The organism is Azoarcus sp. DD4, assembly GCF_006496635.1.
GTDB lineage: Bacteria > Pseudomonadota > Gammaproteobacteria > Burkholderiales > Rhodocyclaceae > Azoarcus.
The window spans coordinates 940,213-953,295 of the sequence record NZ_CP022958.1 but is presented as its reverse complement, the minus strand read 5'-3'; the positions used below and the strand labels follow the sequence as shown (position 1 = coordinate 953,295).

At 59.9% G+C, this 13,083-nt stretch carries 7 protein-coding genes, 2 tRNA genes and 2 rRNA genes; 1 reads left to right on the top strand and 10 read right to left on the bottom strand.

Annotated elements, in window-relative coordinates; all coding sequences use genetic code 11:
• Positions 1-105 precede the first annotated feature (105 nt).
• The 9 genes from CJ010_RS04550 to rpsF form a co-directional block, all read right to left on the bottom strand.
• Positions 106-2,990: ribosomal RNA gene (locus CJ010_RS04550) — 23S ribosomal RNA — on the bottom strand.
• A 278-nt stretch (positions 2,991-3,268) separates the two neighbouring features.
• Positions 3,269-3,344 (bottom strand) — tRNA-Ala (locus CJ010_RS04545).
• Positions 3,345-3,370: 26 nt separating this feature from the next.
• A tRNA-Ile gene (locus CJ010_RS04540) sits at positions 3,371-3,447 on the bottom strand.
• 71 nt (positions 3,448-3,518) lie between these two features.
• Positions 3,519-5,054, bottom strand: a 16S ribosomal RNA gene (locus CJ010_RS04535).
• The 16S and 23S rRNA genes sit together here with 2 tRNA genes alongside, the layout of an rRNA operon.
• Before the next feature lie 347 nt (positions 5,055-5,401).
• Positions 5,402-6,811: a replicative DNA helicase gene (gene dnaB, locus CJ010_RS04530; RefSeq protein WP_141016937.1), complete on the bottom strand. Its 1,410-nt coding sequence runs from the start codon at positions 6,809-6,811 to the stop codon at positions 5,402-5,404.
• A gap of 119 nt (positions 6,812-6,930) precedes the next feature.
• The gene (rplI, locus tag CJ010_RS04525) at positions 6,931-7,383 is read right to left on the bottom strand and encodes a 50S ribosomal protein L9 (protein ID WP_141016936.1); all 453 of its coding nucleotides are present in this window, start codon (positions 7,381-7,383) and stop codon (positions 6,931-6,933) included.
• A gap of 15 nt (positions 7,384-7,398) precedes the next feature.
• Positions 7,399-7,674: a 30S ribosomal protein S18 gene (gene rpsR, locus CJ010_RS04520; RefSeq protein WP_002933051.1), complete on the bottom strand. Its 276-nt coding sequence runs from the start codon at positions 7,672-7,674 to the stop codon at positions 7,399-7,401.
• Between the two features lies 1 nt (position 7,675).
• The gene (gene priB, locus CJ010_RS04515) at positions 7,676-7,990 is read right to left on the bottom strand and encodes a primosomal replication protein N (protein WP_141016935.1); all 315 of its coding nucleotides are present in this window, start codon (positions 7,988-7,990) and stop codon (positions 7,676-7,678) included.
• Between the two features lie 10 nt (positions 7,991-8,000).
• Positions 8,001-8,384 carry a 30S ribosomal protein S6 gene (rpsF, locus tag CJ010_RS04510; protein WP_141016934.1) on the bottom strand — a complete coding sequence of 128 codons (384 nt, stop codon included), beginning with the start codon at positions 8,382-8,384 and terminating at the stop codon, positions 8,001-8,003.
• 256 nt (positions 8,385-8,640) lie between these two features.
• On the opposite strand from rpsF, the gene CJ010_RS04505 reads away from it, so the two are divergent.
• A complete protein-coding gene (locus tag CJ010_RS04505) occupies positions 8,641-8,967 on the top strand; it encodes a hypothetical protein (RefSeq protein WP_141016933.1) in 327 nt (108 codons plus the stop codon).
• A gap of 11 nt (positions 8,968-8,978) precedes the next feature.
• Here the strand turns inward: CJ010_RS04505 and hrpA are convergent, their stop codons facing one another.
• Positions 8,979-13,079, bottom strand: a complete 4,101-nt coding sequence (gene hrpA, locus CJ010_RS04500; protein WP_205754896.1) for an ATP-dependent RNA helicase HrpA — start codon at positions 13,077-13,079, stop codon at positions 8,979-8,981.
• Positions 13,080-13,083: the final 4 nt, after the last annotated feature.

Genomic DNA, 13,083 nt, shown 5'->3' with positions numbered 1-13,083 from the left:
GCTCGGCGTTTTTGTCGTCCGAGCCAAATTTGGAAGAAGTGTTGGATTGTGTGACTGCGTCGTGTTGTACACGCTTTGACGAGTTTGACGCTATTTTAAGGTTATAGGATCAAGCCTCACGGGCAATTAGTATCGGTTAGCTTAACGCATTACTGCGCTTCCACACCCGACCTATCAACGTGGTGGTCTTCCACGACCCTTCAGGGGGATCGAGTCCCCAGGGAAGTCTCATCTTGAGGCGAGTTTCCCGCTTAGATGCTTTCAGCGGTTATCTCTTCCGCACTTAGCTACCCGGCGATGCGACTGGCGTCACAACCGGTACACCAGAGGTGCGTCCACTCCGGTCCTCTCGTACTAGGAGCAGGTCCCCTCAAACTTCCAGCGCCCACGGCAGATAGGGACCAAACTGTCTCACGACGTTTTAAACCCAGCTCACGTACCACTTTAAATGGCGAACAGCCATACCCTTGGGACCGGCTACAGCCCCAGGATGTGATGAGCCGACATCGAGGTGCCAAACTCCGCCGTCGATGTGAACTCTTGGGCGGAATCAGCCTGTTATCCCCAGAGTACCTTTTATCCGTTGAGCGATGGCCCTTCCATACAGAACCACCGGATCACTATGTCCTGCTTTCGCACCTGCTCGACTTGTCGGTCTCGCAGTCAAGCCTCCTTTTGCCATTGCACTATCAGTACGATGTCCGACCGTACCTAGGAGACCTTCGAACTCCTCCGTTACCTTTTGGGAGGAGACCGCCCCAGTCAAACTGCCTACCATGCACTGTTCCCGACCCGGATTCACGGGCCTGGGTTAGAACCTCAACGACACCAGGGTGGTATTTCAAGGACGGCTCCACGAGAACTAGCGTTCCCGCTTCATAGCCTCCCACCTATCCTACACAAGTCCCGTCAAAGTCCAATGCAAAGCTACAGTAAAGGTTCATGGGGTCTTTCCGTCTAGCCGCGGGGAGATTGCATCTTCACAAACATTTCAACTTCGCTGAGTCTCAGGAGGAGACAGTGTGGCCATCGTTACGCCATTCGTGCAGGTCGGAACTTACCCGACAAGGAATTTCGCTACCTTAGGACCGTTATAGTTACGGCCGCCGTTTACCGGGGCTTCGATCAAGAGCTTGCACCCCATCACTTAACCTTCCGGCACCGGGCAGGCGTCACACCCTATACGTCCACTTTCGTGTTTGCAGAGTGCTGTGTTTTTAATAAACAGTCGCAGCCACCGATTCTCTGCGGCCCCTTCGCCCTTCGGATGTACTCCTACAAGCTAATGGGGCATACCTTCTCCCGAAGTTACGGTATCAATTTGCCGAGTTCCTTCTCCTGAGTTCTCTCAAGCGCCTTGGTATTTTCAACCTGCCCACCTGTGTCGGTTTGCGGTACGGTCGATTCTAGACTGAAGCTTAGAGGCTTTTCCTGGAAGCAGGGTATCAACCACTTCGCGAACAAGTTCGCTCGTCATCACGCCTCAGCTCAGCTCTCCGGATTTGCCTAGAGAGCACGCCTACACGCTTAAACCGGGACGTCCAACACCCGGCCGGCCTAACCTTCTCCGTCCCCCCATCGCATCTAGAACCGGTACAGGAATATTGACCTGTTTCCCATCGACTACGCATTTCTGCCTCGCCTTAGGGGCCGACTCACCCTGCGCCGATGAACGTTGCGCAGGAAACCTTGGGCTTTCGGCGAGGGTGCTTTTCACACCCTTTATCGCTACTCATGTCAGCATTCGCACTTCCGATACCTCCAGCATCCCTTACGAGACACCTTCGCAGGCTTACGGAACGCTCCCCTACCACGTGTCAAAGACACATCCGCAGCTTCGGTTCATGGCTTGAGCCCCGTTACATCTTCCGCGCAGGACGACTCGACTAGTGAGCTATTACGCTTTCTTTAAAGGGTGGCTGCTTCTAAGCCAACCTCCTAGCTGTCTATGCCTTCCCACCTCGTTTGCCACTTAGCCATGCATTTGGGACCTTAGCTGGCGGTCTGGGTTGTTTCCCTCTTGACACCGGACGTTAGCACCCGATGTCTGTCTGCCGTATATCACTTTGCGGTATTCGGAGTTTGCTATCGCGGGGTAGATCGCAGTGACCCCCCCAACGATTACAGTGCTCTACCCCCGCAAGTGTCCGTACGACGCACTACCTAAATAGTTTTCGGGGAGAACCAGCTATTTCCGGATTTGTTTAGCCTTTCACCCCTATCCACAGCTCATCCCCTAGTTTTTCAACACTAGTGGGTTCGGACCTCCAGTGCGTGTTACCGCACCTTCATCCTGGCCATGGATAGATCATCCGGTTTCGGGTCTACGCCCAGAGACTAAATCGCCCTTATCAGACTCGCTTTCGCTACGCCTCCCCTATTCGGTTAAGCTCGCCACTGAACGTAAGTCGCTGACCCATTATACAAAAGGTACGCAGTCACCCCTTACGAGGCTCCCACTGTTTGTATGCATGCGGTTTCAGGATCTATTTCACTCCCCTCCCGGGGTTCTTTTCGCCTTTCCCTCACGGTACTGGTTCACTATCGGTCGATCACGAGTATTTAGCCTTGGAGGATGGTCCCCCCATCTTCAGACAGGATTACACGTGTCCCGCCCTACTTGTCGCACGCTCAGACCCGCCACCGGCTTTTCGCATACGGGACTATCACCCTGTATCGTCGGACTTTCCAGACCGTTTTGCTAAGCTGATGGTTTAGTCGTGCAGGCTATTCCCCGTTCGCTCGCCACTACTTGGGGAATCTCGGTTGATTTCTTTTCCTACGGCTACTTAGATGTTTCAGTTCGCCGCGTTCGCCTCCACGTACCTATGTATTCAGTACGGGATACTGCTTGCGCAGTGGGTTTCCCCATTCGGATATCGGGGGATCAAAGCTCCATTGCCAGCTCCCCCCCGCTTTTCGCAGGCTTGCACGTCCTTCATCGCCTGTGATCGCCAAGGCATCCACCACATGCACTTAGTCGCTTGATCCTATAACCTTAGATCCTCTCGCGCGTTCTCACGCACTGAAGATCCGGCTACAGGTCGAACTCGTTTGTGCGATCCGCCACTGTGCTGACTACGCAGTGTCGGATCAATGCAATCACACAACCCGTGCAACACACCTAGATGTGCTGCACTAACTTCTTCCAATTTGTTAAAGAGCGAACCTCTGGCACGATGACCAAGAAGTCAGGCATGAGCACTTGCATACGCATGACTGACGTCTCGACATGTCGAACAACCGAGCAGCGCGGGCGCTGCGGCACTGGTGGAGCTGGTCGGGATCGAACCGACGACCCTCGGCTTGCAAAGCCGATGCTCTCCCAGCTGAGCTACAGCCCCATTCTGACTTCGAGCACCTAAAAGACTGGTGGGTCTGGTTGGGTTCGAACCAACGACCCCCGCCTTATCAAGACGGTGCTCTAACCAGCTGAGCTACAGACCCTCGACATCGAGGCTCTTCGCCTGAACAACCGATAAGTTGTGGATACTTGGCCGTTAGCGGCTTTTCTCTTGAAAGGAGGTGATCCAGCCGCACCTTCCGATACGGCTACCTTGTTACGACTTCACCCCAGTCATGAATCTCACCGTGGTAAGCGCCCTCCCGAAGGTTAAGCTACCTACTTCTGGTGAAACCCACTCCCATGGTGTGACGGGCGGTGTGTACAAGACCCGGGAACGTATTCACCGCAGCATGCTGATCTGCGATTACTAGCGATTCCGACTTCACGCAGTCGAGTTGCAGACTACGATCCGGACTACGATCGGCTTTAAGGGATTAGCTCCACCTCGCGGCTTGGCAACCCTCTGTACCGACCATTGTATGACGTGTGAAGCCCTACCCATAAGGGCCATGAGGACTTGACGTCATCCCCACCTTCCTCCGGTTTGTCACCGGCAGTCTCATTAAAGTGCCCAACTGAATGATGGCAATTAATGACAAGGGTTGCGCTCGTTGCGGGACTTAACCCAACATCTCACGACACGAGCTGACGACAGCCATGCAGCACCTGTGTCCTGGTTCCCGAAGGCACTCTCGCCTCTCAGCAAGATTCCAGGCATGTCAAGGGTAGGTAAGGTTTTTCGCGTTGCATCGAATTAATCCACATCATCCACCGCTTGTGCGGGTCCCCGTCAATTCCTTTGAGTTTTAACCTTGCGGCCGTACTCCCCAGGCGGTCAACTTCACGCGTTAGCTGCGTTACTCACAGAGTTACCTCTACGAACAACTAGTTGACATCGTTTAGGGCGTGGACTACCAGGGTATCTAATCCTGTTTGCTCCCCACGCTTTCGTGCATGAGCGTCAGTACAGGCCCAGGGGGCTGCCTTCGCCATCGGTGTTCCTCCACATCTCTACGCATTTCACTGCTACACGTGGAATTCCACCCCCCTCTGCCGTACTCTAGCCTTGCAGTCACAAGCGCAGTTCCCAGGTTAAGCCCGGGGATTTCACACCTGTCTTACAAAACCGCCTGCGCACGCTTTACGCCCAGTAATTCCGATTAACGCTCGCACCCTACGTATTACCGCGGCTGCTGGCACGTAGTTAGCCGGTGCTTCTTCTTACGGTACCGTCATCCACGCGGGATATTAGCCCGCGCGATTTCTTTCCGTCCGAAAGAGCTTTACAACCCGAAGGCCTTCTTCACTCACGCGGCATGGCTGGATCAGGCTTTCGCCCATTGTCCAAAATTCCCCACTGCTGCCTCCCGTAGGAGTCTGGGCCGTGTCTCAGTCCCAGTGTGGCGGATCATCCTCTCAGACCCGCTACAGATCGTCGCCTTGGTGAGCCTTTACCTCACCAACTAGCTAATCTGACATCGGCCGCTCCAATCACGTGAGGTCTTGCGATCCCCCACTTTCCCCCTCAGGGCGTATGCGGTATTAGCTACGCTTTCGCGTAGTTATCCCCCATGACTGGGCACGTTCCGATGCATTACTCACCCGTTCGCCACTCGCCGGCGGGCCGAAGCCCCCGCTGCCGTTCGACTTGCATGTGTAAAGCATGCCGCCAGCGTTCAATCTGAGCCAGGATCAAACTCTTAAGTTCAATCCATACAAAGCACTCAAAGTCACTTACTGACATGAGCACCTAATCATTGCGAAACTAAACCGCCGAAGCGGCTTCGCCACAACAACCAAGCACCCACACTTATCGGTTGTTCAATTTTTTAAAGAGCGCTGCATTCGCTGCAGCAGAGAAGCGAGATTATGTAGCACTTGCTTCGCTTCGTCAACCCCCGCCGCAACCTTTTTAAAACCGATCACGCCGAGACAAACTCGCAAAACCACCTCGCAAAACCCCTTCACCACCGCAAAAAACACAGACAGTCGCGAAGAGCCGCGCAGTATATACGTCGCGAAAAAAACGTCAAGCGGTAACGCCAATAATTCAATCTATTCGTCGGAAGAGTAGAAGCCTCCGCCTGCGAAGTTTTCAAATCGAGTGTACTGCCCGAGAAAAGTCATTCGAATAGTCCCAGTCGGACCGTTACGGTGCTTGCCGATAATCAGCTCGGCAGTTCCCTTGTCGGGGGAATCCGGGTTGTACACCTCGTCCCGGTAGATGAACATGATGATGTCCGCATCCTGCTCGATAGCCCCGGATTCTCGAAGATCGGACATGACCGGCCGTTTGTTGGGGCGCTGCTCAAGACTGCGATTCAACTGCGATAGTGCAATGATCGGAACGTGCAATTCCTTCGCCAAGGACTTCACGGAGCGCGATATCTCCGATAGTTCGGATGCGCGGTTATCGCTATCCTTACTACCAGTCATCAGCTGCAGGTAGTCGATCACGATCAGCCCCAGGCGTCCACACTGCCTCGCGAGACGACGCGCCCGCGCACGAAGATCGATTGGATTGAGGCCAGGCGTCTCATCAATGTACAGCGGTGCGTCGTACAACTTTCCCATGGCAACAGTCAGCCGCTGCCAGTCTTCGTCGGTCAAACGCCCACTCCTGATCTTCTGCATGTCGATACGGCCGACGGACGAAATGAAACGGGTTGCTAGCTGAGTACCCGGCATTTCCATCGAGAAGATCGCAACCGGAAGGCGCTCTTCGACCGCAACATGCTCGGCCACATTCAAGGCGAAGGTGGTTTTGCCCATTGCCGGGCGACCGGCAACGATCAGCATGTCAGACGGTTGCAGGCCCGAGGTCTTGTCGTCAAGATCGACAAAGCCCGACGGAATGCCCGTCACCTCGGACGGGCTATCGCGATCGTAGAGTTCCTGAACCCGGTCCACTACCTGCTTCAAGATGGGCTGGATGGACATGAAACCGCTGGCGTGTCGCGCCCCAGCCTCGGCAATCTCGAACACTTTTGCCTCAGCCTCGTCCAGCAAAGCCTTGGCATCCTTCCCCGAGGGCGTCAGCGCGGCAGCAGCGATCTCGTCACCGACCGCAACCAGCTTGCGGAGGATCGCACGCTCACGAACGATCTCGGCGTAGCGGCGAATATTCGCGGCCGACGGAGTGTTGTTGGCGATTTCCGCAAGATAGACCAGCCCGCCCGCCTGCTCGGCCTCACCGCTCTTCTCAAGCGCCTCGAATACAGTCACCACATCCGCAGGCTTGCCGAGATCGATCAACCTGGTGATTTGGCGATAGATGCGTCGATGATCGTCACGATAGAAATCAACTTCGTTCACCAGATCTGCGATGCGCTCCCACGCCGCGTTGTCGAGCAGGATTCCGCCAATTAGGGACTGCTCAGCCTCAAGGGAATGCGGCGGCAGCTTGATTGCGGCAAGCTGAGAATCCTTCATGGCGTCTTGAAAACGGCGAGGCGTCGAACTCATGGCACATCCATCTGCGTGGCCCGTACGACGACCCGGGAATGCCAGGCGTCATGGAACCGAAAACAAAAAGCAAAAAGGGCTGCCGAGGCAGCCCTTTGAATCGCACACGCGAAACGCGCTTACTGCTGCTCGCCCAGCACGGAGACGGTAACAGCAACCACCACGTCGGAATGCAGGGCCACTTCAAGCTGAACATCGCCGATCTGCTTCAGCGGACCTTCCGGCATGCGAATCGCCGAACGTTCGATCTCGAAGCCTTGGACCGCCAGCGCGTCAGCCACGTCGGCATTGGTGACGGAGCCAAACAGACGACCATCCATGCCAGCCTTCCGCGTCACTTGAACCATCAGACCTTCCAACTTGCCGGCCAACTCCTGGGCTGCTGCCAGCTTTTCAGCCTGCAGTCGCTCCAGCTCGGCGCGACGCGCTTCAAATTCGGCCAGATTAGCTTGGTTGGCGCGCTTGGCCTTACCTTGAGGGATCAGGAAGTTACGAGCGTAACCATCCTTGACCTTGACAACGTCGCCGAGGTTACCGAGGTTAACGACCTTTTCGAGAAGAATGATTTGCATGACGACTTTCCTCTCTTACTGGTGCAGGTCGGTGTAAGGCATCAGGGCCAGGAAGCGGGCGCGCTTCACCGCAACCGACAACTGCCGCTGATAACCCGCCTTGGTGCCGGTGATGCGAGCCGGCATGATCTTGGCGTTTTCGGTGATGAAGTCCTTGAGGATGTCCACATCCTTGTAGTCGACTTCTTCGATCTTCTCCGCAGTGAAGCGGCAGAACTTACGACGCTTGAAGAGACCGCGACCGCCGCGATCATCCTTCTTCTTGAACTTGGACTTGGGCTTGAAAGCCATTTCAGTTTCCTTCTACAAATTCGATCTTGTTCAGATGCATCACCGGCGTTCGACTGCGCTGGCTCTTGGCCGCGAGAAAACCGGTAACCATCAAATGCGTACCCGGGACAACGACTGCAAGCACGCTCGCCAATTCGCCGATCGCAACCGCCTGCAACTCCACCGTCACATTCCGGTCCAGCCCGGCCTCGGTTTGTGTCGATTCGTGCATCAGCACACAAGCAGCAACCGGCACACCTGCGGGAGTTCGACGCAAGGGCAGCAACTCGGCCACCTTCGCGCCGAGGCGCAGTTCGTTCAACCCCGACTCAGCCACCCTCGGCCAATCAGGCTTCGGCAGCCTCGGACTTGCCTTCCTCGCCAGCAGCGGCCGGCGTCAGGGAGCGCGACTTTTCTTCCTTCATCATCGGCGAAGGGGAGGTAACGGCCTTCTTCATCTTGATGGTGAGGTGACGCAGCACGGCATCGTTGAACTTGAACGCGTGCTCGAGTTCGCCAAGAGCTTCGCCGTCGCACTCGATGTTCATGAGCACGTAGTGGGCCTTGTGCACCTTCTGGATCGGGTAGGCCAACTGACGACGCCCCCAGTCTTCCAGACGGTGGATTTGGCCGTTGCGGGCGGTAACGATCGACTTGTAGCGGTCGATCATCGCCGGCACCTGCTCCGACTGGTCCGGGTGGACGATAAACACGATTTCGTAGTGTCGCATGCAGACTCCTTGCGGTTGTCAGAGTTCAGCCCCCCGGCATGCGAGACCGGTGGAGCAAGGGAAAGCCGGGTACTATAGCAAGAAAACCAGAGAAATCAAAAGCAAATCGAGTGGCGCACCCGCCCCCAGGCAGGCATGCCGATACCCTGCTTACACATTCCCGCTTACAGTCTCGCCGACCCGACCGCGGCAGCCTTGCCTATCATCGAAGCAACAGAACCTTGCCCGAAACCGGGCACAGCAAGGAAGTCCGATCATGAAGACTCAGAAAGTTAAAGCCCTCATCGCCACGCTGTTGTGCGGCGGACTCCTCATTGGCGGCAACGTGGCCAACGCTCACGGCGACCGCTACGACGACGACCGACGTCACTGGCGCCACCCGGGCAAGGGCTGGGGACACCATAAGCACCACTTCCACGGCCCCGATACGGTTGTGCGGGAGCGCGTCATCATTCGCGAACGTCCGCGCTATTACGATCGCGATGTCTATTACGACGCCCGCCCGGCTTATCGCGCCTATCGTCACGATCCGGCAGTGGTGATCGGCGTGCAGATCCCGCCGCTGGTCATTCCGCTGCGCTGACGTAATGCAACTTAGCGCGGCCGGCTCTCCCAGATCTTCTGCAGCCGCTTGACCGACACCGGCACAGGCGTTTTCAGTTCCTGGGCGAACAGGCCGACGCGAAGCTCTTCCAGCAGCCAGCGAAAATCCTCGAGCATCGGATCGACCACCCCCGCACGCCGCTTGGCGGCGAGTTCTCGCTCGAAGGCTTGCGCCAGCGTCCTCCACTCAGTCATTGCCTGTGAGTCGCGTGCGGCGTTGTTACGAAGCTTGTCGATGCGTATCGTCGCCGCCTTCAGATAACGCGGGTACTGCGCAAGACGCTCCCAGGGCATGGCAACCAGAAAGTCCTTGGGCAAGAGCGCTGCCACCTGCGCCTGCACATCGGCGACTACCTCCGGAAAAGTCTTCAGGCCGACAAGGCGCTTTTGCAAGGCGGCGTGATCGACAAGGATCTGCCCCGCCAGGCGCATGAACTCCTGGGCTACGAGGGTAATGCGCGGCTTGGCCTCGGCCATGCGCCGGCCGAAGGCGTCTGCATCGGTTGGCAGAGGTTCAAGCAGACAGGTACGCGCCAGCGTGGCATCCACCAGACGCTGTCGCAGCTCTGCGTCAGTTCCGAAATTCATGTATTGCAAGGCCAACTCGCGAAGGCCCGGTAGCCTCTCGATGGCTCTCACCTGGTCCTTCAGATTGAGCGCAAAGAGACGGGCCAGCCCCTTGCGATGCACCCGGGCGGCCTCTTCCTGCGTATCGAAGGGCCTCAGCGAAACGCTATCGCCGTCGTCGTGCAGCGCCGGGAAACCGATCACCTCGCGCCCGCCCACCTTCACCTCTAGCAGTTCGGGCAACGGCGCGAAGGTCCACGCGGTATGGCCCGCATAACCCTGCGCCGCGGCCGGCGCCGTCGATACGCCACGCACGCTGGCGGCGTGCGCTGCGCTGGCGGCAGGCGCGGACGCATTCGGCGGCGCAGCCGCACGGCTGTCGCCCAGCGCGCCGGCAAGCTGGGCGCCGCGGAAGCGCTCGGCGATCTGGTCACGGAAGCGCGCGCGCAGCTCAGCCAGATTGCGCGACTGTGCCAGCACCCGGCCGTGCTCGTCGATCACGCGGAAATTCATGAAACAGTGCGGATTGAGGTTTTCCGCGCGGAAGCTCTCCAGCGGCAGCTTCAGCTGCACCCGCTCCTCGACGAAGCGTTGCAGCGCCTTCAGCAGCGGCTCGCAGGTGTCGAACTCGCCCTCGTCGAACTGCGCCATGAAGGCCGCCGCGCTCTCGGCCATCGGCTGCAGCCGGTGGCGGTGCTTCTGCGGCACGGTCTTGAGCAGCGCGGTTACCTTCTCTTCCAGCAAGCCGGGCACCAGCCATTCGCAGCGTGCCGCCGGCACCTGATTGAGCATGGCCAGCGGCACCGTCAGCGTGACGCCGTCGTCGGCCTCGCCGGGCTGGTGCAGATAGGCGAGCCTGAGCTTCTGGCCCAACACCTCGAGCTGGGTCGGGAAGCGCTCGGTGGTGATGCCCTCCGCCTCGTGGCGCATCAGCTGCTCGCGGGTGAGGTGGAGCAGCTTGGGTTCGCGCTTCTCGGCCGGCTTGCGCCACTGTTCGAAACCGGCCAGATCGACCACCTCCGCCGGAATCTTGGCATCGTAGAAGGCCTCGATCAGCGCCTCGTCCACCAGCACGTCGGGACGGCGCGACTTGTGCTCCAGGCGCTCGATTTCGGCCACCAGCTTGCGGTTGTGAGCAAGGAAGGCCATCGCCCGCGCCGGGCCTTCGGCGATCTCGCCCTCGACCAGACCTTCTCGGATGAAGAGTTCGCGGCACAGCGCCGGATCGATGTCGCGGTAATTGACCCCGCGCCGGCCGTACAGCACCAGCCCGTGCACCGTGCCGCGCTCCCACGCGCGCACGCTACCCGCGGTTTTCGACCAGTGCGGCTCGAACACGTGGCGCTTCAGCAGATGCGCGCCCACCTCCTCCACCCACTCGGGTTCGATGCGGGCCAGACAGCGCGCGAACAGCCGCGAGGTATCGACCAGCTCGGCGCCCATGACCCACTTGCCCGCCTTCTTCGCCAACGCCGAACCGGGATGCGGCCAGAACTTGATGCCGCGCGCGCCCAGGTAGGCGCCGGCCTGCGGCCCCTTGGCGCCCTGGTCGTCCTCGGTCTTGCAGCCGATGTGGCCGAGCAGGCCGGCGAGCAGCGCCTTGTGGATGGCCTCGTAGTTGGCCGGCAGTTCGTTCTCCTTCCAGCCGTGCTCGGCGCACAGGCTGTGGAGCTGGGTGTAGACGTCGCGCCACTCGCGCATGCGCAGCCAGGACAGGAAGTGCTTCTTGCACCACTGCTTCTGCTGGTTGCCGGATTCGTGGCGCTGCACCTCCTCCCAGGCCTGCCACAAGCGGAGATACCAGAGGAATTCCGAGCGCTGATCCTGCTCGCCGCCGCGGAATTTCGCATGAGCCTGGTCGGCCGCGCCGGTGCTCTCGGGCGGCCGTTCGCGCGGGTCCTGCACCGACAGCGCGGCGGCGATCACCAGCAGCTCCTTCAGGCAGCCGCGGTCGCGGGCAGCGAGAATCATGCGGCCGATCTTCGGGTCGAGCGGCAGCTTGGCGAGTTCGACGCCGATCGGCGTGAGCTCGCGCTGCTCGTCGTCGGTCACTGCGCCGAGTTCGGTCAGCAACTGGTAGCCGTCGGCAATCAGGCGTCCGCCCGGCGGATCGATGAAGGGGAATTCCTCCACCGCGCCCAGCTTGAGCGCCTTCATGCGCAGGATCACCCCGGCGAGCGAGGAACGCAGGATTTCCGGATCGGTGTGTGCGGGCCGGCGGTTGAAGTCGTCCTCGCCATAGAGGCGGAAGCAGATGCCGTCCATCACCCGGCCGCAGCGGCCGGCGCGCTGGCGCGCGGCGGACTGGGCGATGTTCTCGATCTGCAGCTGCTCGACCTTGTTGCGCGGCGAATAGCGCTTGACCCGCGCCTGGCCGGTATCGACCACGTAACGGATACCGGGCACGGTCAGCGAGGTCTCGGCAACGTTGGTCGCCAGCACCACTCGCCGCCCCTTGCCGCTGGCGAACACCCGCGCCTGCTCCTGCGCCGACTGGCGCGCGAACAGCGGCAGGACCTCGGTGCCGGCGGCGTGATGCGCCTTGCGCAGCGCCTCGGCAGCCTCGCGGATCTCGCGCTCGCCGGGCAGGAAGACCAGCACGTCGCCCGGCCCGCAGGCCTGCGCCTCGTCCACCGCATCCACCAGCGCTTCGAGCAGTTCCTTGCCCTTCTGCCGGCGCGGGCCGCACTTGTCGCCCGCAGGCGCCTCGTCGGCCTCCTCCACCGGGCGGTAGCGCATCTCGATCGGATACAGCCGGCCGGAGACCTCGATCACCGGCGCCGGCTTGTCGTCGGCGCTGGCGAAATGGCGTGCGAAGCGGTCGGCGTCCAGCGTCGCCGAAGTGACGATGAGCTTGAGGTCGGGCCGGCGCGGCAGCAGCGTCTTCAGGTAGCCGAGCAGGAAGTCGATGTTGAGGCTGCGCTCGTGGGCCTCGTCGATGATGATCGTGTCGTAGGCGGCGAGCAGCGGGTCGGTCTGGGTTTCCGCCAGCAGGATGCCGTCGGTCATCAGCTTGATGTGGCTGTCGGCCGACAGCCGGTCGGTGAAGCGGATCTTGTAGCCGACCGCGCGGCCGAGTTCGCTGTTCAGTTCCTGCGCGATGCGGGTGGCGGTGGCGCGCGCCGCCAGCCGACGCGGCTGGGTGTGACCGATCAGCCCGGCGGCACCGCGGCCGAGTGCGAGGCAGATCTTCGGCAGCTGGGTGGTCTTGCCGGAGCCGGTCTCGCCGCAGACGATGATCACCTGATGCGCTTCGAGCGCCGCAGCGATCTCCTCGCGCCGGGCCGACACCGGCAGCTCCGCCGGAAAGCTCGGCACCGGCAGCGCCGCCCGGCGCGCCGCCAGCGCCGCGCGCGAACGTTCGCGCAGCGCGGCGAGATCGGCCGCCAGCTTGTCGCGGCGCTCGCCGCGCTGGCGCTCGAGCTCGCGCGCCAGCCGGCGCAGGCGCGGCCGGTCGGCGCTCAGGCAGTCATCGAACTGTTCCAGTGGCGGCCTGCGCTCGCCCTTGTGCTGCACTTGCGTCATCGAC

What these genes read in the sequence shown, in the direction of transcription:
- dnaB (WP_141016937.1), bottom strand. Translation starts at nt 6,811, where the DNA reads ATGAGTTCGACGCCTCGCCGTTTTCAAGACGCCATGAAGGATTCTCAG.
- rpsR (WP_002933051.1), bottom strand. Translation starts at nt 7,674, where the DNA reads ATGGCTTTCAAGCCCAAGTCCAAGTTCAAGAAGAAGGATGATCGCGGC.
- CJ010_RS04505 (WP_141016933.1), top strand. Translation starts at nt 8,641, where the DNA reads ATGAAGACTCAGAAAGTTAAAGCCCTCATCGCCACGCTGTTGTGCGGC.
- rpsF (WP_141016934.1), bottom strand. Translation starts at nt 8,384, where the DNA reads ATGCGACACTACGAAATCGTGTTTATCGTCCACCCGGACCAGTCGGAG.
- rplI (WP_141016936.1), bottom strand. Translation starts at nt 7,383, where the DNA reads ATGCAAATCATTCTTCTCGAAAAGGTCGTTAACCTCGGTAACCTCGGC.
- hrpA (WP_205754896.1), bottom strand. Translation starts at nt 13,079, where the DNA reads ATGACGCAAGTGCAGCACAAGGGCGAGCGCAGGCCGCCACTGGAACAG.